Below are 23,973 nucleotides of genomic sequence, written 5' to 3' on the forward strand. Positions count from 1 at the left end.
AAATTTTCTCTTTAGCGTAGTCTAATGAGTGTGCCTGACCAATAAAATTTCCTACTTCCCAAGAAAAACGCGCCCTGCGTTTCTTAATAATAGAGGTGTCAACAGATGAATGAGCAACGATATGTTGTTATTGATTTAGAAACAACAGGAAATGCCCCAAAAAAAGGAGATAGGATTATTCAAATTGCTGCTGTAGTCATAGAACAGGGGCAAATTGTCGATAGATATATGAGCTTTGTTAAACCTATGCAAAAAATTCCTTTATTTATTGAACAATTAACAGGGATTACTAATGACATGGTAGAGGAAGCACCAACGTTTGAAGAAATAGCAGAGGATTTAATTTCGTTGCTGTCTGATTCTTACTTTGTAGCTCATAATGTCTATTTTGATTTATCCTTTTTACAGGAAGAACTAAAGAACTGTGGCTTTCAATTTTCAGGACCAATACTAGATACAGTTGAATTAGCAAGAATTGCTTTTCCTACCGAAAAAAGCTTTAAATTATCTGATTTAAGTGATGGATTTAATATAATTCATGAACACCCACATCGTGCTGATAGTGATGCAGAAGTAACGGCCCTGTTATTATTACGGATATTTGATAAATTAAAGGCTTTACCTGTTATTACACTGCAGCAGTTATCAAAGCTTTCAAGGTCCTTTATAAGTGATATTGAAGAAATAATAGAGGGTGTAATCTCAGATAAATTAGTAAAAATTGAGCAACAGCAAGACAGAGCAGATTTGGATTTGATTAGGTCATTGGCTATTAAAAAGGTTCAATTAAACTTACCTGAAAATGCAAATGACTCGGCAGAAGAAATTCTTTCTATTGAAGATTTTATCGAGCTTTTTCAAAATAAAAATGGCAAGTTAACTGATATCCTTCCTACTTATAACGTGCGGACAGACCAAATGTACATGATGAAAGAAATCTTTGATGCATTTTATACGCATCAACACGGGTTATTTGAAGCTTCAACAGGTAGTGGTAAAACGATCGCTTATTTGGTGCCAGCGATATTCTATTCAAAAAAAGAACAAAGGCCAATTATTGTTAGTACATATACAACGAACTTACAATCACAAATGATTGAGCGAGATATTCCTTTTCTTGAAAAAATACTACCCTTTCTTTTCACAACTACAATTTTAAAAGGCCAACGTCATTATTTGTGTTTACAGAAGTTTGAGCAGTCACTTAGAGAACCTGAAGATAACTATGATTTCATCCTAACAAAGGCACAGCTCCTTCTCTGGTTAACAGAGACCGAGACTGGGGATATAGATGAACTAAATATTCCCTCTGGTGGAAAGGTTTTATGGAATCAACTTCATGTTGATGGATCTTCTTTAAAGAGAAATCCCTTTTCGGGATATTGCTTTTATCAGCGTGCAAAAGAGTTGGCAATGAGGGCAAATATTATTATTACAAATCATGCGATGTTATTGTCTGATCTAGAACGTGACCATCAAATTTTACCTCTGCATCAAGAGGTAATTATTGATGAGGCACATCATTTTCATAGAGTAGCTAGTGAACAGCTAGGAAGTAGATTTTCTTATCTTGATGTACATAGTATGCTAAATCGTTTAGGAACATTTCATACAAATGGACTTATTAATAAGTTTGCCCGTGTAAGTGAAGAAATTGGTCAAAAAAACCATCATTTCTTGCAAGAAATGGATGCTCATCTACTACAGCTGCAAGAGGAATGCCATCAATTATTTTCAGGAATTCATTCTTATGTCTTAAAACGTAGGAAGGATTCCCACTTAAATCGAACTTCTTATAAATATAATACTGAAAAAGAAAATAATCGAACATGGGATTCTATTTTAGAACTTGCTAATAGAATAAAGTTTATCATGTACGATCTGATCATCTTGATGGAAAAATCATTACAGGTATTGGGCAAAGTGGATGATGCTGAACTATCTATAAAAAATAAAATTATTTATCAAGAATATAAACAAGTTCTCTCCGTTGTTAAGGAATATAAAGATAAAATTGATTATTTATTTTTCAAAAATGATGAATCAATTGTTACATGGATTGAAATTGAAACGAAAGGCGCAAAAAACGCTGTTTCCATCTATGCCCAGCCACTTGAAATAGCTGACTTTTTAGCTGATCAATTCTTTGCAAAGAAACAGAGTGTTATTTTAACTTCTGCAACATTAACAGTAAAGAAATCTTTTTCTTATATTATTGAGGCAGTCGGATTATCAGATTTTTATCCAAAACAGCTACAGCTTAAATCTCCTTTTCGATATAAGGAGCAGGTAAAGCTATTTGTTCCAAGTGATATGCCTTTAGTGAATGAAGTCACACTTGATGAGTATTCTGAAGCGATAGCTGCTAATGTAGGTAGTGTTGCCCAAATAACTGATGGAAAGATCCTTGTATTGTTTACATCGTACGAGATGCTAAGAAAAACATATCAATTGTTAAAAGAAGATGAAACACTTGATGATTTTATCATTATGGGGCAGGGAACAGGTAGTGGAAGTCGATCAAGATTAACAAAGAACTTTAGACAATTTGGCAAAGCGATTTTGTTAGGGACAAGTAGTTTTTGGGAAGGTGTTGACTTTCCAGGGGATGAGTTAACTGCATTGATGATTGTCCGCTTACCTTTTGCATCTCCTGATGAGCCTATCGTAGCAGCTAGATGTCAAATGTTGGAGAGAAGTGGTAAGAACGCATTTTATCATTATTCACTTCCAGAAGCGATTTTACGTTTTAAACAAGGCTTTGGTAGACTTATTCGAAATGAAGCAGATCGAGGGATATTATTTGTTTTAGATAACCGAATTGTTTCTACAAGATATGGTAAAGATTTTCTTGAATCTATTCCAGATCTCGAAATTGAAAAAAAACCGATGCATTTACTTACACATTCCATTGAAGACTGGATTGAGTAAAAAAGAGGCCGAGTCAATTGCTGCAAAGCAACTAAATCAGCCAAGTATGGTGTGAGTTAGGAGAAAATTATTATCATACTAAAGTATTTACACTGTTATAATGGATCCTGATACAACAAGTAAGAGTTTGTTGTAATGTTATTGTGTCCAGACTAAACAGACATATAAGTTACAAAATTTGTTTCGTGTAGGAGGATTATGTCATGGAAAGCAAAATTGAAATCGTATCAACAGTTACTGTCGACCATTCAGAAGATCTATATAAAATTGTTGATTTACTAAATCGAACATTAAAAAGAGATGATTTAATGTTTGGTCTAGCATTAGATCAAGAAGACCAAAAGAAGTGTGTATTTACAATTTATCGAACATAAGGATGTCGTTATAGAATGGGTAAAAAAACATTAATTACACTAATTATAACAATCGCCATCCTGATTATTGCTGCTTGGGTATTTGCAAGTACATATAGTGCTGCAAGGGAACAATACATGGATGGCCATGAAGAATCGAAAAAGCTTGCATTAGAAAAAGGAAAGTTATCTATAATCGATACGATTGAAACATATAACGGGCAGATAAAGTATCATGTCATGTCTGGGGAAAATAGTAGTAATGAAAAGGTTTATGTTTGGGTTCCTCAAACTAAGAAGAAAGAGACAGTAATCGTAAAAAAACAGTCTTCTGGGATTACTGAGGAACAGGCAATAGCAAAGGTAAATCAAGCATATAATCCAGAGAATATTGTAGATGTAAAGTTAGGAATGGATGAAGGAATCCCAATCTGGGAAGTAAAATATCGTGATAAATCAGAGCGTTACACTTTTGATTTTGTCAATTTTTATAATGGTGAGATCATTAAACATATGGCTATTAAAGAAGAAAAGCAATCTTAAAATAGAGATGATTGCTACACATACTTAAAATAAAGTATAATATTCTGTGGTTAGTACATAATTGATTTGACATCGGAGCTTTTTGGAGGGAATTATTAAGTGAAAACAACGATAGTAGAAGTAGGAAAATTTGTCGGACAAGAAGTGACAATTGGAGCTTGGGTTGCAAATAAACGTTCAAGTGGAAAAATTGCTTTTTTACAATTAAGAGATGGAACAGGATTTATTCAAGGTGTTGTTGTAAAAGCAGAGGTTGATGAGGCAATTTTTCAAAAAGCCAAATCAATCACACAAGAAACTTCCATTTATGTCTCTGGGATCGTACGTGAGGATGAACGATCACCGTTTGGATTTGAACTTGGAGTAACTGGAATCAAAGTAATTGCTGAATCAGTTGATTATCCGATAACACCAAAAGAACATGGTACTGAGTTTTTAATGGATCATCGTCACTTATGGCTTCGTTCTAAACGTCAACACGCCGTAATGAAGATTAGAAATGAGATTATTCGTGCAACATATGAATTTTTTAATAAAGAAGGCTTTGTAAAGGTAGACCCTCCAATTTTAACTGGAAGTGCTCCTGAAGGTACATCAGAACTTTTTCATACGAAATATTTCGATGAAGATGCTTATCTTTCACAAAGCGGTCAGTTATATATGGAAGCCGCAGCAATGGCATTAGGGAAAGTATTTTCCTTTGGGCCAACCTTTAGAGCAGAGAAATCAAAAACACGCCGTCATTTAATTGAATTTTGGATGATTGAACCAGAGATGGCCTTTTATGAATTTGAGGACAATTTGAATGTTCAAGAAGCATATGTATCTTATATTGTACAGAGTGTGCTTAAGAACTGTGCATTGGAATTAAATACTTTAGGAAGAGATATTTCTAAATTAGAGCAAATTAAAGCGCCATTCCCAAGAATTACTTATGATGATGCGATTACGTTCCTTCATGAAAAAGGCTTTACAGAAATCAAATGGGGTGATGATTTTGGTGCTCCACATGAAACTGCAATAGCCGAAAGCTATGATAAACCAGTATTTATTACTCATTATCCAACAAGCTTAAAGCCATTTTATATGCAGCCTGACGCAGATCGTGAGGAGGTAGTACTATGTGCAGACTTAATTGCACCTGAGGGCTATGGTGAGATTATTGGTGGTTCTGAACGTATACATGATATGGAATTACTTAAACAACGCTTAGATCAACATGAGCTAGATAGTGATGCATATAAATGGTACTTAGAGCTTAGAGAATATGGTTCTGTTCCACACTCAGGCTTTGGACTAGGACTTGAACGAACAGTTGCCTGGATTAGCGGTGTAGAGCATGTACGTGAGACAATTCCATTCCCACGTTTATTAAATAGACTTTATCCATAAAATAAAGATACTGACTCTTAAAAGCTTGTATTCGTCTGCTTTTAAGAGTCGTTTTTTTATGATAAATATGAGAATTAAATGTGAATCAGCAGGATAATCACATTTAGCGTCAAGATGGATATTGGCAAAAACAACCGAGGGTGATTTTATACAATGTTTAATGTAGTCATGTTATACTTGAAAGTGAGGTGTGTTGGATGAATAAAGAACAATTCATATATTTACAGGAGACGGGAAATGTATCAATACCCGTTATTTTATTTAATAATTATTCAAAATTAGGTCTCAACGAAGAGGAATTTATGATGATTCTCCAAGTTAAAAAATTTAAACAAAATGGGAATCAGTTTCCAACCCCAACGGAGTTATCCGAACACATGTCATTTTCTACATCAACATGTACTTCAATTTTAAGAAGTTTAATTCAAAGAGGTTTTTTAACAATAGAGGAATGTGAAGAAAATACGATACTTTTTGAAAACTATTCTTTAAAACCTTTATGGGATAAGTTATATTCCTATTTAATGCAGGAAAACAACAAATTAGAGCAGGAGCAAAGCAAGCAAGAGGATCTAAGCTTGTATACCATTTTTGAAAATGAATTTGGCCGCCCACTATCTCCGTTCGAGTGTGAATCATTAGCAATATGGATTGATCAAGATGATTATGATCCAGTTATCATAAAAGCTGCTCTAAGAGAAGCTGTCATGTCAGGTAAGTTGAACTTTCGCTATATTGATCGAATTTTATTTGAATGGAAAAAGAATGGGATTCGAACAATTGATCAAGCACGAAATCATGCTAAAAAATTTCGTCAACATCAAGGAAACTCTTCTAGTAAGCAGCAAGTGAATCAAGAGGAGTATCAACGTAAAGTTCCTTTTTATAATTGGCTTGAGAGCTAGCATCTAGCTCTCTTTTTCTTTGAAACAAAATCAATACTGTAATAATAATGAAGAAAATTTCCGTCCATATTTCCTTCATATAAAAATAAAGAAGGTGAATTCATGCTAACAAAGGTTCAAATTCGGGAATGTTTAGATACATTTCATAACATGTTTCCAGAAGCACATTGTGAATTAATTCATGATAATCCATTTGAACTTGTTATTGCTGTGGCATTATCAGCACAATGTACAGATGCACTCGTAAATAAAGTTACAAAAAACTTGTTTCAAAAATATAAAACACCAGAGGACTATCTTGCAGTTCCATTAGAGGAATTACAATCCGATATTAAATCTATTGGCTTATACCGTAATAAGGCTAAAAATATCAGAAGCTTGTGTGAAACACTTCTTGAACAATACAATGGAGAGGTTCCTCGTGAGCATGAAGAATTAATAAAGCTTGCAGGAGTAGGGCGTAAAACGGCAAATGTTGTCGTGTCTGTTGCATTCGGTGTTCCAGCTATCGCTGTAGATACACATGTTGAAAGGGTTAGTAAGCGATTAGGAATTTGTCGGTGGAAGGATTCTGTTTTAGAGGTTGAAAAAACATTAATGCGAAAAATTCCCAAAGAAGAATGGTCAGATACTCATCATAGATTGATCTTTTTTGGTCGTTACCATTGTAAAGCCCAATCACCTAAATGTGATGTTTGTCCACTTTTACATTTATGTCGTGAAGGGCAAAAGCGGATGAAAAAGGATAAAGTTACAAATGCTAGATAATCATGATACTGAATATAAAATTCCAGAATCATTTCTAGTTGCTCCTTTTTCTACCAAGAGAACAACGTTTAAAAAGCTAGATATGGTGGATTTTGATGATATCTTAAGTAAAGAACTCTTCTATTTTGATATGCTGCATTTAGTAAGCAATCAATTAAGCAAAGATCCTCCTTGGGAGAACTCAGAAATCACAGTTAAGGCTGTTATCCAGCAATGGAAGATGCTAGAACCGGATTTACAAATAAGTTATGCAAAGAGAAAGCCTAATCTGGAGGTTGAATCCGTATCAATTCAATCTATCTCATTATTTTTACTAGCTCTTTTTTGGGCAAATAATACCCCGATAAAAAGTTTAAATGTAAAAGAGATGATGGTTTCAGAATTAAAACTAAAACCGGTAAATTGTGAAGAACGGTTATTGTTTATACTCAATAAGCCCACTGGATACCATTCTTTTATCCAGCTACAACAATTGTTTGCTGAACTTGAAAAAAATTTCTATAAAACATTGGCGATCCAGCGCTTGAAACAAAAAAAAGAGATTACTGCTTACGAGTAATCTCTTTTTCATGCTTAGAGAAGAGAAATCATACTATTCTTCTTCTCCATCTTCTTCATTTATTCTCCCATTATTATCTTGGGGAGGTGTACTAGCATCGGTAGCAGGCGGTGTATCAGTAGTATCCTCAGGATTAGTTACTTCACCGTCCTGAGTACCATCTTCGCCTTCGTTTTCATTTTGATTGCCATTCCCATTTTCGCCTTCGCCTTGATTGTCATTCCCATTTTCTTCTTTATTGCCATTCCCATTCTCGTTCCCATTGCCGTTCCCATTGCCGTTGTTATTTTTGTCATCTTCCACATTTTCTTCTTCGGTTCCTTCAGCATCTCCAGGAAGCTCTGGAACATCCACTTCTGGCTCTGGTACTTGAATCTTCGTTGCAGCTGCATTACTTCGATTGCTATTATCATCATCACTAACAGCTACAACCTGGAAGGAATAGATCGCGCCTGGGATAACATCTGCTATTTCATAACCCATATTTTTGGATGTATTTACGACTTGGTATTGGCCTTCATCAACAGACTGCCTTACCTCAAAGGATACATTATCTAAAGCTTTCTCATCGAAACTCCAACTAAGACTAATAGAATTTGTTACTTGATCATAATTTATATTTAGATTTGATGGTTTATTAGGTTTTTGGTTCACGTATTTTTTTGAAACCTTTGAAGGCTCAGAACCTTTAACAAAATATTCATATGAAATCCTGCTTGAAGGTGTATATTCACTTGCTAATACAGCCTCCATAGAACCTTTTTCAACTGCTTTTTTCACTACACTATCTGGTTGTTCAAAGTCTGCTGTATCGTCACCTGCAATTTCAGAGAAGACCTCTTTAAACATAGCTCTTGCAAGCTTTTGATCTGACGAATCCAGGTAGACCTTTTCACTATCCTCTGAAATGTTATATCCAGTCCAAACAGCTGCGGTATAGTTAGGATTATAGCCAACAAACCAGGCATCCTTTGCAGCTCCAGAAGGGATATTGTATTTTGCTCTATCATCATCAGTAAAGTTTGTAGTACCTGTTTTCCCTGCAATATTTACTCCTGGAATGGCAACTGATTTACCAGTTCCATATTCTACAACAGATTTCATCATGTCGGTAATCATGAAAGCAGTGTAATCGCTCATTGCTGGCTCTGGTTCTGGAGCAAGACTTATTTCAGTCCCATCACTTAAAACAATTTTTTTAACAGCATGTGGTTCGATAAAAATCCCATTATTTCCAAAAGCACTAAATGCTCCTGCCATTTGAAGAGGGGAAACACCATGTTTAAAACCACCGATTGCATATGACTCATGAATTTCAGGTAGTGGGATACCAAGACCTTGAGCAAAATCTTGAGCTTTTTCTAATCCAACCTTTTGTAATGCTTTTAATGCTGGAATATTTCTTGAATCAGCTAATGCTTGTCGAATAGACATTTGGCCCTTATAACTTCTATCCCAGTTATTTATTGGTGTTTTTCCATCACTATATGTGTATGGCTCATCAATCTCTTGAGCATATGTTGAATCATATTCTAAATGTTCAATAGCTGGACCATAATCAAGAATAGGTTTAATCGTTGATCCTGGTTGTCGTCTAGTGTCTGTAGCGTAATTGTAACCACCAACAGGTTGATTACGTCCGCCACCTATTGCACGAATTTCACCTGTCTGAGTATCAATTAAGGCGATACCAGCTTGTAACTTATCATCAGGATAATTAAGTGTATCACCATTTAGCACATTTTCGACTGTATCTTGAGCTTTCGGATCTAAAGTAGTATAGATTTCTAATCCAGCAGATCCTGCATCAATATCAGTTTTTTCTTTTACCTCTTCAATAACTTCTTCAACGAATGCATGATAAGGGTTTGCTTTTTCAGTCGGTTCGATGACAGTAGATTGTACAGGAATATTCTTTGCCTCATCGGCTTCAGCTTCTGTAATAAAACCATGCTTAGCCATTAATGTTAACACGATATTACGTCGTTTCTCTGCACTCTCAGGATTTGTTCTTGGATTATAGTTATTTGGACTTTGAGGAATACCAGCGATCATTGCTGCCTCATGAAGCTCTAGCTCACTTAAGTCCTTACCATAAAACGATTCTGCAGCTTGTGCTACACCATACACATTTCCAGGAAAGTAAATTTTATTTAAATACATTTCAATAATTTCTTGTTTTGAATATTTTTGTTCTAATTGAAATGCTAGCCATACCTCTTGAACTTTACGTGTAATCGTTTTTTCAGTTGTTAAAAGGGAGTTTTTAATAACCTGCTGTGTTATTGTACTACCACCTTCGGCACCAAAGCCTTCTTTTACGTTTGCTAAAAGTGCACCACCTAGACGGATAATGTCCACCCCGTTATGTTCATAAAAACGTGCATCCTCTGTTGCAAGAACTGCTTCTTCAAGAACTTTAGGAATGTCATCATAAGGGACATATGTCCGTTTAACTTGACCGAATTCAGTAATTTCCTCGCCATTTATATCGTAGATGACTGAGGAGAAAGAATCTTTTAATTTTTTATCATCTAAAGGAGGTGCCCCAGCTACAATTGCTGCAAATGTAATTCCACCTGCAACCATTCCCACGATACCAATTGTTAATAATGTTAATAAAATCTTTTTCCACAATGGAGATGATTTCTTATTTTTTTGTTTTCGTTGTTTTTTTTGCTTTGGCGAGTTTTGCGCCTGTTGTCGTTTCCGCTCTTCACGACTTCTATATTGTTCTGACATTTTACTACCAACCTTTCATAATAGGCTTTCATTAAAAGCGTTATTATAAGTAACGATTCATATTTGAATTTATCTTAAAAATATAGTTTATCTATAATTTTTAGATAGTCAATCCTTGCTTGATATCCTAAAGGGATTTTATGCCCATGTTCATTTAATTCATCATGTGTAATTGACTTTCTTCCTCCAGTTTCTTGACGGTTCCAAAAGGTTAACAGGTTTTGTGCCTCTAAATAATAAAATTCATTAAATGCTGACAAAATAACAAAGCATATCCCACCTTGTTCAACAATATTTCTCATATGATCAATTTGGTGAGCATGGAAATTTTGTAAAGGAAATGATGTTTTATTTTTTGTTTCCTTTGCTTCGAAATCAACGTACTTACCACGATAAATCCCATTATAATCTGTTGTTGAGCTCTGTTTAAAATAAGCCTCTTTGATCACTGCTGCACTTCTTCTAGGGTAGTCAACATTAACGATTTGGACAGGTGTTGGCTTTTTATGTATAACAGCTAGTTTGCTTTCAAGATAGTATTTGTTTGTTTCATTTAAATCTTCCTCAAGTGTCATCCCGCGATTGCTATAAGTGATCGTTTGCTGTTTTTTATGTACGAATTGTTCCTTTGGTTCATAAGGCTTTCCGTTAGGGTAACGAAAAATCATACTTGACCTCCTCATCGAAACTACTACCTATCATACCAAAAATATCAAGAAATGTTTGTTAAAAAAGTTTCAATTTTGTTAATGTGTACATTCTAAACGTTTAGGAGACGATAATTTGTATAACGGTAAGGGAGAAATATCCGCTTACTATTTCGTGAAAATTTCTTTAAGCTGTTAAATAATATAACTGATCTCAGGCACAGAGTATAGAATAAGCTATTTCTTCTTAATTGAACATGGCTTGGCATATTTTTAATTTGTTTTATTAGAGGTGGGACAATGATTAACAGTAAACCATTAGCGAAAAATAGCATTAGTGATCAAGAAATCATCACATCTATAGTTAATACGACAAGAAAAAAAAATTACGACAATATATCTAGAACAAAAGCATATCAAGACTTTTATGAACTTCATCCAGAAATTAAATGGTCATACCTTGCGAGTATGGTTTCTAGAAATGCAGGCTGGAGCATGACAGACCTGCAGGGGGAATGGTTCCGTAAAGCATTAGGTATGGACCAGAGATCTTTGCTTTTTATGATATATGAACGAGCAAATTGGACAATTTTTCAAGATGCATACCCTCAACTCTTACTTTATGAGTGGTCAAAAAAGTTAAATAAGCCACTTTTTTATTTATTCGATTTTTTTCAGGTATCTCAATTTATGTTAAAAGAATGGAATTATTTTTGGTGTAATAAACAAACAAATCGATTATTAACTGCACTTATTATTAATGAGCAAAATGTAATTCAAGTTCCTGTAATAAATAATAAACAGTATAAGAGCTTAGTTTTTAAAAAGAATCCTTATAAAATTCAAGATATGTTGCACTTTAGTACAGTTATTTTCCCAACCTTAAGTGGAGAACTTTTTGGTTTTTCTGTTTATAACTTTAATAATCTGACAAATAGGATTGAACTTGGTAAGCGATTGGCTTGGTTACTATTCTCCGCTGGTTTATATGAACAATTTTTGACTTTTTCCAGGTCTGTTCCACACACTGGTTCAAGATATGATTATGAACAAACCTTTCCCGAAAAAATTAAAAGGGAAACACCCTTATTACGAACAGCATATCCAATGGTTTCACATAGTATAGACGAAAAAAAACAAGATTGGTTTCATGGTCAAAATTCAAAAAAGTGGTTTAAAGAGTCCAAAATCCCGAAAAACTATGAACTAACTAATTGGTTTAGACATAAGCAAGATCAATTACATTTACTAACATTACTTCAAGAGTATTGGAGAAATGGATAAAGAAAGCAAGGACGGTAGTCCTTGCTTTCGTTTCATTGGTGAAATAGTTTTAAATACCCTATACCCTTTACGTTGAAGGTCGGTTAGGGCCATCCAGCTTTTTATCTCCTGTATTACGTGCTTTTTCTTCTACAGATTGTTGTTTACCTTTTGGTTTTTTAGCCATAGTTAGCACCTCCTATTAAGTAGTCTTTACTAACGTATTTGTTTCCATGCAGGTCGAACATAGATGTCGAAGGATGTACATTTTCATTTTCTTTGACGAATAGAAACTAGTTTTGTCAAGCATGAAGGTAGTCATAAATATTCAGCGAATTAATTAACAGGAAGAGGAGGGAGAACGTTGAAAAATATCATTGATAAGAGTGTAATTGAAGGAAAATTAGCAGAATTAGAACAAGAGCTTATGGCACTTGAGGAAGTATTTATAGCTAAGGTTTCAACTAATAAAATGGAGATTAAATTACGGGAGGATGCTAGTCGTATTGATCTGCAGCTAACTGAACTAATTTCTTGTTTAAGCATTGAAAAAGAAACACAACTAAAGAATGATAGTTATCAGTCTCATGCTTCCTGCTTTCCTTTTGTAGCAACAAATATTTAAGTAATGTGCGTTATTTTAACTGATTTGGTATGATAAGTGCAGAGGTGAGCTTTAAATGGAATTAATCATGTTTTCAAAAGAGCTTCTGCAGCTTTTAAATGATTGTAAGGTTAGATTTGAAAAAATAAAGCAAAAACCAGAAAAAACTGAATCGCTTTTTTATAATGAGGTAAAGCCAGCATTTGAGATGGTTATGAAACAAGCAACTATGTGGAAGCCGTTAGCAGAGGCTTGGGTAAAGGAACATAAACCTAAATATATCCATCTTTCACAAATTGAATCAACTATTGATAATATTGAGCAGATTGTCCTACAGTCATTTTATAAGGATGTAAATAATCAAAGATTTCATAATCTCCATAATTCTGTGGAATATATCATTGATAGTATTCTGACAGAGATTGAAGTAGGGACTGACTAGAGCAGTCCCTTATTTACGTTCATATAAAATAAAATTTCTGTACTGTTGATAACACTTAACATCCAGCTCAAGCGCCCAACGACTAGTGAACTTCATAATCCTTTTACGCTAAGTCAACTTTGAATCGCTGTCTCTCTTAGTTATACGTAGCTAAACAGGTGTTTGCGCTTCTGTACATTACTTTTCTGTCTTAATACTAACTGGATCTTGATCTTCACTTGCGACTGGTTCAATAGCATATGCTAAATGTTCAGTTTCCTTAGCAGAAACTTCTTGTCCATGTTTTGGAATTGTAGGATCATGTCCTCTTTCTTTATGGTTAAAATGTTTCCCTCTTGCCAAGATAATCCCCCCTTAATGTGTTCCCTTCTAATATGAGCAAATCAAGCAATATTCATGTATTGAATTTTGTTTCACCCAATAGGCATTTTATTCATATAGTAAGAACAACTAGGATTCGATCAATGGGAGGAGGAATTTTAGATGAATCAACAACATGCTTTTCAAAGAAGGAGAAGAAGAGAAAGTCCATACTATCCACCAGTTCAGACTTTTCCTTTTTTGGAGCAACAGACATCTGATTTTCAAAATGGCCAAAATATGAATACTTCAACGTATCAGCAACAATATCAAAACCCGTATTATCAACCCTATCAGCAACAATACCAACCACAGTTTCAAAATCCTTATCAACCATTTTATGGAAATGGGAACAATAGTATGTTAAATGGACAGTATATGAACTCGCAATATCCAACACCATATCCTAAGCCAGTACCAAACTTTAAGCAACAGCCAACAGGTTTCCAGACTGTTATTTCACAATTTAAAAAATCTGATGGTCAATTAGATATTAACAAAATGATGGATACAGCAGGACAAATGATGAGTGCTGTAAATCAGATGGGAGGGCTATTTAAAGGGGTTACCTCAATGTTTAAATAAAAGAAAAGAGCAAATACGAGGGAGACCTCATTTTTGCTCTTTCTTTAAATGTGTAGCAAGTAGTTGTTTCACTTCATTATAAGATAATCCTGATTGAGCGTTTAAACGTTTAACTTCATCCACATTAGTATTCGAGTATTTTTTTGTGCTAAAAAGTTTCAACATATTCATTCCCTTGATTTTTCTCTTCCAATCGTTCTTTCCTTACACGTAGTGCAAAGTTAGCACTTTGTAAATTTGAGATTGCCAAAGAATTTTCTGGACAGGCAAAATCACCATTTTGGTGTGATTTTAGTTTTTCGACAAGTACACTTATTACGTCTTCAACTTGACACCCATTGACGCCTTCCTTATCAATAGCACCAGTTTGGAATTTGATATTAATGTAGTGATTACTGTTTCTATTCATTTGAATTTCTCTCCCTCGGGTACATTTTCAACAATTAAATTTATGCTATATGAAAACAACTTAAATCAACAATTCATAAACCTCATTTAATTGGTTGCCCCTAATAAAATCTTGTTCATTAAAAGCATATTTAATTTCATCAGGTAAAACATTGTTTAGAAATTGAATCTCATCTTCATCCAGTGTTAACACTAAGTCTCTTTCCGTTTTAAATTGTCCTTTTTCTAATTTTAAGCTAATTCTTTTAGCTACTGAGCTACTATCATAATTTGAAATTGCTTCTGTTAAATATCCTAATGTAAAATCCATGGTAATCAGTCCTTAAAAAAGTTTTTGAATTCTGTTGAAGTTTCAGACGTTTTTGAATAAGGATTATCTTTACTAATATTTTTGCTATCTAAATTTGTTTTGATTACGAGAGTTGGGGATGAAGTTGGTTCTGCGATAACACGATCGTTTAACTCATCGAAGTCAGGCAGATCTGATTTCTTTTTGTCCATTTTTTACACCTCCATGCTTTAGTGTTTGAAGTAAAGAGTATTTCTCTCACGTCAAAATTTGGATTTTTTTATCGTCATAGATTTTTCTTAATGTGTAATAGTAAAGTTAAGAGGTGATAAAAATGGTGAGAATAAAACGTAAACAATCAAGAAAAAACGAGGTAACAGCTTCTGCAAAAGATTTAGCGAACGATCCAACACCAGAAGAAAACCCTAAGTATGGTGGTAAATCACATAAAAACAGTTAAGGTCAGACTCAGGGAGTGTCTGACCTTTTCACTGTATTAACATTATGTTATAGTAAAATTTTTATAAATCATCTTCTATATAAAAGTGTTCTGATTTTTTGGGTATTGTAACAATTAGGGAACCTTTTTTAAAAGTTGTTTTAATATCATTTTCTTTAACAGGATAAGGTAGTAGAATTGTTCTTGATAAGCTATCAAGTGATGTATAATTTCTAAATGTAGATGACTTTTCATTAAATTCTTTAATTTCTTCGCGATTCGTGATAGAAATCGTTAAATATTGGTCAAATAGCTCAAGTCTAACTTGTTCTTTTTTAACGGGAGGAATTTTTAATTCTACTATACAATTTTTATCTGTTTCATATGTGTTAACATGAATATGGTGATAGGGAAATGAATCAGTAAGCATTGTATCAAATTCATTCATAAATTGCTTTAAAGGCTCTGTGCGAAAAAACTGATCAACAATTTGGAAAAAGTCTATCTGTTCTATTGGTTGCACCTTATTTTTATTAACCAAATTATCCTTTTTTCTCATTTTAACCCACCCTACATAATATAAATTACAAATTATTATATGAAGAGTTTGAAAAAAGGTTTATGGTATTTAGATATAGGATATTTTGTTTAGGTAAATCATTCCGTTGTTCATAACGTTTTGAATATACTGGAAGTAAATAAAAAGCAAAGAGGAGGATTTTTATGTTAAAATCATTATTTGGAAAAAAAGAAAAAGTGACTAAAGAATCAATTTTTGCCCCTTTAACTGGAAAATTGTTAGATATAGAAGAGGTACCGGATCCTGTATTTTCTCAAAAATTGATGGGGGAAGGGATGGCGATTGAGCCAACAGAAGGCGTTATTGTAGCGCCTATTGATGGACAAGTTATTCAAGTCTTTCACACAAAACATGCTATTGGACTGCGTTCGCAAACAGGATTAGAGCTACTAATACATATTGGGCTTGAAACAGTTAGTATGAATGGAGATGGCTTTGATGTTCATGTTAAAGAAGGTCAAAAGGTAAAAGTGGGTGATCCATTAATTACCGCTGATCTTTCCTTGATAAGGGAGAAAGCCGCAAGCACAATTACGCCAATCGTTATCACGAACTCAGATATTCTAGAAAACATCACAAAAGTTTCATCAGGAAAGGTAATAAAAGGAACTTCAAATATACTAGATGTAAAAGTTAAGTAATTCATATTTACACATTAAATAAAATAGTTTTTATTCAAAGCAGAAAATATTTCTGCTTTTTATTTATTTGCGAACGTTTATTCGGTAAAATAGGAACTGAACATCCACATTTGTGTAGGATGAAGATAGAGGTGGAAATAAAATGGAATTTAGAAAATCGTTAACAAGTCTTCTTCATGCTTTAAAACAAGAAAAAGAATTTTGTGAACAAATTGTTCACTGGCATACGATCCCATCTAAAGAGGCGGAAGCGGTTGATTTGCCTGATGATATAGATATACGCTTAAAAACAGCCTTGCAAAACAGAGGAATTTCAGAATTGTATACACATCAACATGAGGCCTATCAATTTGCGAATAAAGGCTCAAACTTTGTTGCTGTCACACCTACAGCATCAGGAAAAACGTTGTGTTATAATCTTCCTGTCTTGCAAAAAATTTTAAATGATGAATCAAGTAGAGCATTATATCTTTTTCCGACAAAGGCACTTGCACAGGATCAAAAATCGGAATTAAATGAGATTATAACTGAAATGGGTGTCGGGTTGAATTCCTATACATATGATGGTGACACGTCACCCGCAATTCGACAGAAGGTTAGAAAGGCAGGACATATCGTTATTACGAATCCAGATATGCTGCATTCAGCGATTTTACCACATCATACGAAATGGGTATCTCTTTTTGAAAACCTAAAATATATCGTAATTGATGAGCTTCATATTTATCGTGGAATATTTGGCAGCCATGTTGCCAATGTTATAAGACGCCTTAAACGAATTTGTCAATTTTATGGAAGTAACCCGCAATTTATATGTACATCTGCAACAATAGCAAATCCTAAGGAATTAGCTGAGACACTGACAGGTAAGGAGATGGAGCTCATTTCTAAAAATGGGGCCCCATCAAGTAAAAAGCATTTTATTTTTTATAATCCACCAATTGTGAACAAGCCGTTAAATATAAGAAAAAGTGCAACGCTTGAGGTGAGAAGGCTTGCAGGGCATTTTTTGAAAAATAAAATCCAGACGATCGTTTTTGCTCGAAGTCGAGTACGAGTGGAGATCATATTAACGTATTTGCAAGAACTTATAAAAAACGAACTAAAACAAAAGTCAATTCGTGGATATCGTGGAGGATATTTACCAAAACAAAGAAGAGAGATTGAACAAGGTCTGAGAAACGGAGACGTGTTAGGCGTTGTTAGTACAAACGCACTTGAACTAGGGGTTGATATCGGTAGGTTGCAAGTTTGTATCATGACTGGTTATCCTGGAACAATTGCTAGTGCATGGCAGCAAGCAGGTAGAGCAGGAAGAAGACAAGGGGAAGCAGTGATAATAATGGTTGCGAGCTCTAGTCCGCTAGATCAATATATTATTCAAAATCCTAATTATTTCTTTGAACAAAATCCTGAAACAGCTATCATAAATCCAGACAATCTCGTCGTCCTTGTAGACCATTTGAAATGTGCAGCTTTTGAGCTTCCTTTTAAAAATGGTGATACATTTGACGGGCTTGAATTAGAAGATATATTACAATTTTTAGCAGAGGAACGGGTCCTATATTATAACGACAACACATACCATTGGATGAATGATTCCTTCCCAGCGCATAACATTAGCCTTCGTTCAGCTTCTCAGGAAAATGTCATAATTATCGATCAATCTGATATTGCGAGTGTAAAGGTGATTGGGGAAATGGATCGATTTAGTGCGATGACTCTTTTACACGATGAAGCGATTTATTTACATCAAGGGGTGCAATTTCAAGTGGAAAAGCTTGATTGGGAGGAGAAAAAAGCATTTGTAAGGGAAGTGGATGTTGACTATTTTACAGATGCAAATTTGGCTGTACAACTTAAGGTTTTAGAAGAAGACATGCTCATAGAGAAAGAAAGTGCTGGGTATGGATTTGGCGATGTAACCGTTCAAGCGATGGCAACGATTTTTAAAAAAATAAAATTTGATACTCATGAAAATATCGGTTCGGGTCCTATCCATCTTCCAGAAGAAGAACTCCATACAAATGCAGCGTGGATAAGTCTACATTCATTTAATAAAGAAGATATGTCAGAAAAACGTCTAGAAGAATCATTGATTGGAGTAGCACATGTACTTCAGCATGTAGCACCATTAAAAGTAATGTGCGATCCGTCTGACCTGCACGTTGTTGCTCAAATCAAAGCGGTCCACAATAATAAACCAACTATTTTTTTATATGATCGATACCCAGGAGGCGTGGGATTAGCAAAGAAAATTTACGAAACAATGAATTCTGTCCTATTAGAAGCGCTCAATTTACTGTCAAATTGCCCATGTCACAATGGCTGTCCTTCTTGCATTGGGACTGAAAGCATCTCAAATTCAATCAAAAAAGATACGTATCTGCTTCTTACAAAACTTGCTATTAAGGAATAACAGCACCAACTAAATTGAAGGAAAATCATCGTAGCTCTGTCCTATTCCTCCATACTAAAATAAAGGATGAGGCAAATGTCGTTAAAAAATAAATTAAATAGGTTGAAAAAGCATGTGATTAGAGAAGAAAAAGATTCAAGTGATCAACAGGTAGAACATGATCCAGTTGATCACTTGTGGAAAGAGCATCAAACTTCTGTTTTTTCATATGATGAGCAAGTCTGTCTAATAAGGGAAGTGACCTATCCTTTAGATTATAAACACGGACATTATCAGCTTGGTGAGTTCCATAAGATTGTTTCGATGTGGAATGAGAGTGATCAAACCCATCCGTTATCTTGTAAAGGTCATGATGCAAGTGAATTATTTTTCTTTGATACTGAAACAACAGGACTTGGCGGGGGAGCGGGGAACACGATCTTTTTATTAGGTCAAGCTCAGGTTTTTGCTGATCGTGTTGTCATTAAGCAGCATTTATTACCTAAACCCGGCAATGAAGTTGCCTTATATCAAAGTTTTTTACAAGGAATTAATAGTAAAACTCTTGTTACTTACAATGGCAAAGCATTTGATTGGCCACAAGTAAAAACTAGGCACACGTTAATACGAGATTCTGTCCCAAGTCTTCCGGCTTTTGGTCATTTTGATCTGTTTCATGCTGCAAGGAGGCTTTGGAAAAATGAGCTTGAATCCGTAAGACTTGTTAATGTAGAAACTGAAATCCTTAATATTACCCGAGAAAATGATATTCCTGGGTTTCTAGCACCAATGCTCTATTTTCAATTTGTTAAACAACAACAACCAGATATCATAATGGGAGTCCTCAAACATAATGAAATTGACGTATTATCGCTTATCACTCTATATATCCATTTATCTATAAAACTTCTAGAAACAGATAATGAAGCAAATGCATCAGAGCACTATGAAATTGCCAGATGGTTAGATTATATAGGGGAAAAATCATCTGCATTTTCAGCTTATCAATCCTTAATGGAAAAAGAACCAAATAATAAGGATGAAGCAAATTACAATCTCTCACTGCATTATAAGAAACAAAAAGAATGGAATAAAGCGATAGAAGCATGGATGGAAATAATCCACTCATCAAATAATAAAACTATTACCTGTAAAGCATCAATTGAATTGGCTAAATACTATGAACATAAGGAAAAAAACTATGAGGATGCAATCCACTATAGTGAACTTGTGTATAATGTGGTAAATGAAAGCGAGCAAGTTTTAATGAAATTAGATATACGTGATGTTGAAAAAAGAATAAATAGACTGAAGCGGAAATATTCAGAAAATATTGCCCGGGTAAGCGCAAAAAGTGAGTAAATTCGTCAAAAAAATGACGAAATTATGAATTTATATAGATCAAGCAATAAACCAATTGTAGATCTCTGTTGAACGATGTAAAATAAGTGACTGTACGAACTTTTAAAAGGGAGAAGAATATTGTGTACAAAAATATATTATACTTGTTTTTCATCGTTATCGTTTTAACAATTTTTATTTTCACAAACTTTAAAGAAAGCTTTTATGCTTTTCTATAAAATTAGGTACTTGCATTAGTACATGTACATCCCTTTCATCATAGGCTAGAAGTGTAAGACAAATGATTGAAAGGAGAATGATATATGCATTGTAGACCGAAAGTAATGGCACCTATCGTACACCCAACTAAATGTTGTGTACAAAATAATTATTCTGAAACGATCGTACCACACATCCATCCACAACACACAACAACTGTGAATCATGATTTTTATAAGCATCAACACTATTTCCCGCAAACTCAATCAGTTGAGAATGAGGTAACACATCAACACTTTAACGTTTACGGTCAAGCTCCAGCTCCAGGTTTTGGTTTCGGAGGTCCTGGTTTCGGAGGCCCTGGTTTCGGAGGCCCAAGACCTCGTCCAGGATTTGGACCTGGCCCATATGGTCGATAAGTAAACGGATTAGGAGCTGAATTTTCAGCTCCTATTCTTATTATAAAAAGTTCCCAAAGTTAGATGCTTTTTTTACGTACTCATTATTTATCGTTATAATGTGTGGTATTATTTCGTATATTGATAAGGTGATTAATGTGAAGGTTTTAACAATCTCTGGCTATAAATCGTTTGAATTAGGAATTTTTAAAAATGATGATCAAGCTGTACAATACATTAAAAAAGCAATTGAAAAATCGTTACTTGGTTTCTTGGAAGAAGGGCTCGAATGGGTAATCATTAGTGGGCAAATGGGTGTAGAATTATGGGCAGCTGAGGTTGTATTTAACTTGCAAATGGAATACTCTGATTTAAAGCTAGCTATTCTAACGCCTTTTCTTAATCAAGAAAGTAAGTGGAATGAAATAAACAAAGAATATTATGAATTTATCTTGTCTCAGGCTGATTTTGTTGATAGTATTACAAAACGAGAGTATGAAAGTCCAGTACAATTCCGTCAAAAGAATGAATTTCTTGTAAGTAAAAGTGATGGTCTGCTTCTTTTATTTGATGAAGAAAAAGAGGGCTCTCCAAAGTATTTATTGGAAACTGCCAGAAAAAAGCAAGAATTAACTAGTTATTTCATTGGATTCATTACTTTTTCCGACCTTCAACTAGTTGTGGAGGAAGAAAATATGAAAAATGCTGATTTTTGGTGATTCGTGTAAGTTAATAACGGAAAATAGCGATTGAACGAAATTGACAATTAGCGAGATTTCTGAAAAAATATAGGTTGATGACTTCGTTATAAGAGGTGAAAGATATGCTTTCAGATAAAGTAAAATTAACGGCAAAAGAAATTTTAGAACGAGAATTTAAATCAGGAGTAAGAGGCTATAAACAAGAGGAAGTTGACAAGTTTTTAGATCTTGTTATAAAAGACTATGAAACATTCCATCAAGAAATTGAAGATCTACAACAGGAAAATCTTCGTTTGAAGAAGCAATTAGATGATACATATAAAAAACAACCACCAGTTCAAACGAACACAACAAACTTTGATATTTTAAAACGATTATCTAATCTTGAGAAACATGTATTCGGCAGTAAGCTATATGATTAAATAATCCATTTTTTTACACTTGTTTTATTAGAGATATTTAGGTATACTTAATTTTGCTGTTTCATTAATAACGTTCAGGTAATCGCTGCAGTCTTTAGGATTGTAGAGGAAAGTCCATGCTCGCACGGTGCTGAGATGCCCGTAGTGTTCGTGCCTAGCGAATTCATAAGCTAGGGCAGCAATGAGCTTTTAGCTCGGCTGACGGCAGGGAAAAAGCCTAAGTCTTCGGATATGGCTTGACTACCTTGAAAGTGCCACAGTGACGAAGTCTTACAAGAAATTGTAAGAGTGGAACGAGGTAAACCCCACGAGCGAGAAACCCAAATTATGGTAGGGGCACCTTCTTGGAGGAACCAAACGAAGAGAAGGACAGAAGCTTTTACAAGCATCTGTAGATAGATGATTACCACCTGAGTACGAGGCATTGCCGCTTGTAGTACGATGGAACAAAACATGGCTTATCGAACGTTATTAATCAGTATGAAAACATATGCACAAGGGGCTGATCAATTCAGCCCCTTTTCATTTACATATTTTCTGGTTATATTATGTCAAAATAGACGATGATGTTATAGTGAAAAGTCTTGTCCTGTAATAAGGGAATTGGTCGCTAATTAACATACATATTATATGCCTATTATAGATAAAATTTGACTATTATAGGTAATAGGGGTAAAGGTAGGGTGAAAAATGAATAAGTTAACACTTATTGCAACATCAGCAATGGGTTTAGAAGCTATTGTTGGGAAAGAAGTTAAGGATTTAGGGTATGAGTGCAAGGTAGAGAATGGCAAAGTAACTTATGAAGCTGATGAACTTGCTATTTGTCGATCAAATTTATGGTTACGAACAGCTGATCGTATTAAGATTAAGGTTGGAGAATTTCAAGCAAAGACCTTTGATGAGCTTTTTGAAAAAACTAAAGCGTTAAACTGGGGTGATTACTTACCAGTAAACGCAGAATTTCCTGTAATAGGGAAATCTGTGAAATCTACTTTGGCAAGTGTACCTGATTGTCAGGGAATTGTTAAAAAGGCAGTAGTTGAAAAATTAAAATCTCATTATAAAACAACCGGTTGGTTTAATGAAGATGGACCCCTTTATCGAATTGAGGTAGCACTTTTAAAAGATGTTGCAACAATTACAATTGATGCAAGTGGTTCAGGTCTCCATAAGCGTGGGTTCCGAATTGATCAAGGGGGAGCACCAATTAAGGAAACACTTGCAGCAGCTCTAGTCTTACTATCAAGATGGACACCAGATCGTCCGTTTGTCGATCCTTTTTGCGGTTCAGGTACAATCCCAATGGAGGCTGCACTTATCGGTCAAAATATAGCACCAGGTTTTAATCGTGAATTTGCTTCGGAAAAGTGGCATTGGATTGGCAAGGAAAAGTGGGATCTTGCAAGACAGGAAGTTGAAGAAAAGGCAAAGTATGATCAACCCCTTGATATTCAAGCTGCAGACATTGACCATCGTATGATCCGTATTGCTGAGGCTAATGCTGAGGAAGCAGGTCTTCGTGAGCTTATAAACTTTAAACAAATGCAAGTTAAGGATTTTACTACAACAAAGGAATTTGGTGTGATAGTCGGCAATCCTCCTTATGGAGAGCGACTCGGTGAAAAAAGAGCTGTAGAGCAAATGTACAAGGAAATGGGACAAGCATTTGCTCCGTTAGATACATGGAGTATCTATATGCTTACTTCTCATGAGGGCTTTGAAGACTTTTATGGAAAGCCAGCTACAAAAAAACGCAAGCTGTTTAACGGTTTTATAAAAACTGATTTCTATCAATATTGGTCAAATGTACGCCCACCAAGAAACAAGGATTAAATTAGGTGGCAGACTTTATAGTTTTAGTGAAATTTAGAGTCTGCTTCTATTGTCTTTAACAAAGGCTCTTTTCTAAGAGATTGTTCCTTTTAAAACGAAAACTGTTTAAGGTTGATTGGAGCGAGCATCTGTAGCGGAAAACAACCACCCCGCACTACATGGTAAATAGCAACAAAGTTTGCGAGAACAGCGTTAAAAAAGAATTAC

27 protein-coding genes and 1 other RNA gene are annotated in these 23,973 nt (G+C 34.6%); 20 read left to right on the plus strand and 8 right to left on the minus strand.

Annotated elements, in window-relative coordinates:
• Positions 1-105: 105 nt before the first annotated feature.
• The 7 genes from dinG to WCV66_RS13585 all read left to right on the plus strand — a co-directional run bounded on the left by dinG (position 106) and on the right by WCV66_RS13585 (position 7,451).
• Complete coding sequence (gene dinG, locus WCV66_RS13555) at positions 106-2,931, plus strand: ATP-dependent DNA helicase DinG (protein WP_338789333.1); 2,826 nt, start codon at positions 106-108, stop codon at positions 2,929-2,931.
• 203 nt (positions 2,932-3,134) lie between these two features.
• Positions 3,135-3,305 (plus strand): YpmA family protein, encoded by a 171-nt coding sequence (locus WCV66_RS13560; RefSeq protein WP_338789335.1) that lies wholly within the window; start codon positions 3,135-3,137, stop codon positions 3,303-3,305.
• A gap of 15 nt (positions 3,306-3,320) precedes the next feature.
• Positions 3,321-3,827 carry a DUF5590 domain-containing protein gene (locus WCV66_RS13565; RefSeq protein WP_338789336.1) on the plus strand — a complete coding sequence of 169 codons (507 nt, stop codon included), beginning with the start codon at positions 3,321-3,323 and terminating at the stop codon, positions 3,825-3,827.
• Positions 3,828-3,926: 99 nt separating this feature from the next.
• Positions 3,927-5,219, plus strand: coding sequence for an asparagine--tRNA ligase (asnS, locus tag WCV66_RS13570; protein WP_338789337.1), 1,293 nt, complete (start codon positions 3,927-3,929; stop codon positions 5,217-5,219).
• 197 nt (positions 5,220-5,416) lie between these two features.
• A complete protein-coding gene (locus WCV66_RS13575; RefSeq protein WP_066331808.1) occupies positions 5,417-6,124 on the plus strand; it encodes a DnaD domain-containing protein in 708 nt (235 codons plus the stop codon).
• Between the two features lie 102 nt (positions 6,125-6,226).
• On the plus strand, positions 6,227-6,892 hold the full coding sequence (gene nth, locus WCV66_RS13580; protein ID WP_066331803.1) for an endonuclease III: 666 nt from the start codon (positions 6,227-6,229) through the stop codon (positions 6,890-6,892).
• Positions 6,882-7,451: a YpoC family protein gene (locus WCV66_RS13585; protein WP_338789338.1), complete on the plus strand. Its 570-nt coding sequence runs from the start codon at positions 6,882-6,884 to the stop codon at positions 7,449-7,451. The genes nth and WCV66_RS13585 overlap by 11 nt, the downstream gene beginning before the upstream one ends.
• A 33-nt stretch (positions 7,452-7,484) precedes the next feature.
• Here the strand turns inward: WCV66_RS13585 and WCV66_RS13590 are convergent, their stop codons facing one another.
• Both WCV66_RS13590 and recU read right to left on the minus strand, forming a co-directional pair.
• A complete protein-coding gene (locus WCV66_RS13590; protein WP_338789339.1) occupies positions 7,485-10,193 on the minus strand; it encodes a PBP1A family penicillin-binding protein in 2,709 nt (902 codons plus the stop codon).
• 74 nt (positions 10,194-10,267) lie between these two features.
• Entirely contained in the window at positions 10,268-10,858 is a 591-nt protein-coding gene (gene recU / locus WCV66_RS13595; protein ID WP_066332085.1) for a Holliday junction resolvase RecU, read from the minus strand.
• A 282-nt stretch (positions 10,859-11,140) separates the two neighbouring features.
• On the opposite strand from recU, the gene WCV66_RS13600 reads away from it, so the two are divergent.
• Positions 11,141-12,124, plus strand: coding sequence for a DUF2515 domain-containing protein (locus WCV66_RS13600; RefSeq protein ID WP_338789340.1), 984 nt, complete (start codon positions 11,141-11,143; stop codon positions 12,122-12,124).
• A gap of 67 nt (positions 12,125-12,191) precedes the next feature.
• Here the strand turns inward: WCV66_RS13600 and WCV66_RS13605 are convergent, their stop codons facing one another.
• Entirely contained in the window at positions 12,192-12,290 is a 99-nt protein-coding gene (locus WCV66_RS13605; protein WP_066331786.1) for a spore protein, read from the minus strand.
• Between the two features lie 177 nt (positions 12,291-12,467).
• Between WCV66_RS13605 and WCV66_RS13610 the strand changes: the two genes are divergently transcribed.
• Positions 12,468-12,728: a hypothetical protein gene (locus WCV66_RS13610; RefSeq protein ID WP_066331781.1), complete on the plus strand. Its 261-nt coding sequence runs from the start codon at positions 12,468-12,470 to the stop codon at positions 12,726-12,728.
• A 55-nt stretch (positions 12,729-12,783) separates the two neighbouring features.
• On the plus strand, positions 12,784-13,149 hold the full coding sequence (locus tag WCV66_RS13615; protein ID WP_083964605.1) for a DUF1798 family protein: 366 nt from the start codon (positions 12,784-12,786) through the stop codon (positions 13,147-13,149).
• Between the two features lie 177 nt (positions 13,150-13,326).
• Here the strand turns inward: WCV66_RS13615 and WCV66_RS13620 are convergent, their stop codons facing one another.
• Positions 13,327-13,491, minus strand: a complete 165-nt coding sequence (locus tag WCV66_RS13620; protein ID WP_185653515.1) for a hypothetical protein — start codon at positions 13,489-13,491, stop codon at positions 13,327-13,329.
• 141 nt (positions 13,492-13,632) lie between these two features.
• Between WCV66_RS13620 and WCV66_RS13625 the strand changes: the two genes are divergently transcribed.
• Positions 13,633-14,094: a YppG family protein gene (locus tag WCV66_RS13625; protein WP_066331777.1), complete on the plus strand. Its 462-nt coding sequence runs from the start codon at positions 13,633-13,635 to the stop codon at positions 14,092-14,094.
• A 148-nt stretch (positions 14,095-14,242) separates the two neighbouring features.
• Here WCV66_RS13625 and WCV66_RS13630 read toward each other — a convergent pair whose 3' ends face one another.
• From WCV66_RS13630 to WCV66_RS13640, 3 genes are read right to left on the minus strand one after another with little or no spacing between them, the layout of a single operon-like run.
• Positions 14,243-14,503: a hypothetical protein gene (locus WCV66_RS13630; RefSeq protein ID WP_066331772.1), complete on the minus strand. Its 261-nt coding sequence runs from the start codon at positions 14,501-14,503 to the stop codon at positions 14,243-14,245.
• Positions 14,504-14,563: 60 nt separating this feature from the next.
• Positions 14,564-14,812, minus strand: a complete 249-nt coding sequence (locus tag WCV66_RS13635; protein ID WP_066331769.1) for a sigma-G-dependent sporulation-specific acid-soluble spore protein CsgA — start codon at positions 14,810-14,812, stop codon at positions 14,564-14,566.
• 5 nt (positions 14,813-14,817) lie between these two features.
• The gene (locus WCV66_RS13640; protein ID WP_066331767.1) at positions 14,818-15,003 is read right to left on the minus strand and encodes a hypothetical protein; all 186 of its coding nucleotides are present in this window, start codon (positions 15,001-15,003) and stop codon (positions 14,818-14,820) included.
• A gap of 122 nt (positions 15,004-15,125) precedes the next feature.
• On the opposite strand from WCV66_RS13640, the gene WCV66_RS13645 reads away from it, so the two are divergent.
• The gene (locus tag WCV66_RS13645; RefSeq protein WP_260445623.1) at positions 15,126-15,251 is read left to right on the plus strand and encodes a hypothetical protein; all 126 of its coding nucleotides are present in this window, start codon (positions 15,126-15,128) and stop codon (positions 15,249-15,251) included.
• 61 nt (positions 15,252-15,312) lie between these two features.
• Here WCV66_RS13645 and WCV66_RS13650 read toward each other — a convergent pair whose 3' ends face one another.
• Positions 15,313-15,789 carry an Hsp20/alpha crystallin family protein gene (locus WCV66_RS13650; RefSeq protein ID WP_338789341.1) on the minus strand — a complete coding sequence of 159 codons (477 nt, stop codon included), beginning with the start codon at positions 15,787-15,789 and terminating at the stop codon, positions 15,313-15,315.
• A gap of 164 nt (positions 15,790-15,953) precedes the next feature.
• Between WCV66_RS13650 and WCV66_RS13655 the strand changes: the two genes are divergently transcribed.
• The 8 genes from WCV66_RS13655 to WCV66_RS13695 all read left to right on the plus strand — a co-directional run bounded on the left by WCV66_RS13655 (position 15,954) and on the right by WCV66_RS13695 (position 23,766).
• Entirely contained in the window at positions 15,954-16,451 is a 498-nt protein-coding gene (locus tag WCV66_RS13655; RefSeq protein WP_066331759.1) for a PTS glucose transporter subunit IIA, read from the plus strand.
• Between the two features lie 142 nt (positions 16,452-16,593).
• On the plus strand, positions 16,594-18,870 hold the full coding sequence (locus WCV66_RS13660) for a DEAD/DEAH box helicase (RefSeq protein ID WP_338789342.1): 2,277 nt from the start codon (positions 16,594-16,596) through the stop codon (positions 18,868-18,870).
• Positions 18,871-18,945: 75 nt separating this feature from the next.
• Positions 18,946-20,211: a ribonuclease H-like domain-containing protein gene (locus tag WCV66_RS13665; protein WP_338789343.1), complete on the plus strand. Its 1,266-nt coding sequence runs from the start codon at positions 18,946-18,948 to the stop codon at positions 20,209-20,211.
• Between the two features lie 302 nt (positions 20,212-20,513).
• Entirely contained in the window at positions 20,514-20,828 is a 315-nt protein-coding gene (locus tag WCV66_RS13675) for a CotD family spore coat protein (RefSeq protein WP_413789648.1), read from the plus strand.
• Positions 20,829-20,965: 137 nt separating this feature from the next.
• Entirely contained in the window at positions 20,966-21,526 is a 561-nt protein-coding gene (locus WCV66_RS13680) for a DUF1273 domain-containing protein (protein WP_338789344.1), read from the plus strand.
• A gap of 104 nt (positions 21,527-21,630) precedes the next feature.
• Positions 21,631-21,930: a cell division regulator GpsB gene (gene gpsB, locus WCV66_RS13685; RefSeq protein WP_066331745.1), complete on the plus strand. Its 300-nt coding sequence runs from the start codon at positions 21,631-21,633 to the stop codon at positions 21,928-21,930.
• A 70-nt stretch (positions 21,931-22,000) separates the two neighbouring features.
• Positions 22,001-22,396, plus strand: an RNA gene (gene rnpB, locus WCV66_RS13690) — RNase P RNA component class B.
• A gap of 224 nt (positions 22,397-22,620) precedes the next feature.
• Positions 22,621-23,766, plus strand: a complete 1,146-nt coding sequence (locus tag WCV66_RS13695) for a THUMP domain-containing class I SAM-dependent RNA methyltransferase (protein ID WP_066331744.1) — start codon at positions 22,621-22,623, stop codon at positions 23,764-23,766.
• The last annotated feature ends 207 nt before the right edge of the window (positions 23,767-23,973 follow it).

The sequence above is a fragment of the Metabacillus rhizosphaerae genome (assembly GCF_037201795.1).
In the GTDB taxonomy this organism is placed as follows: Bacteria; Bacillota; Bacilli; order Bacillales; family Bacillaceae; genus Metabacillus; species Metabacillus rhizosphaerae.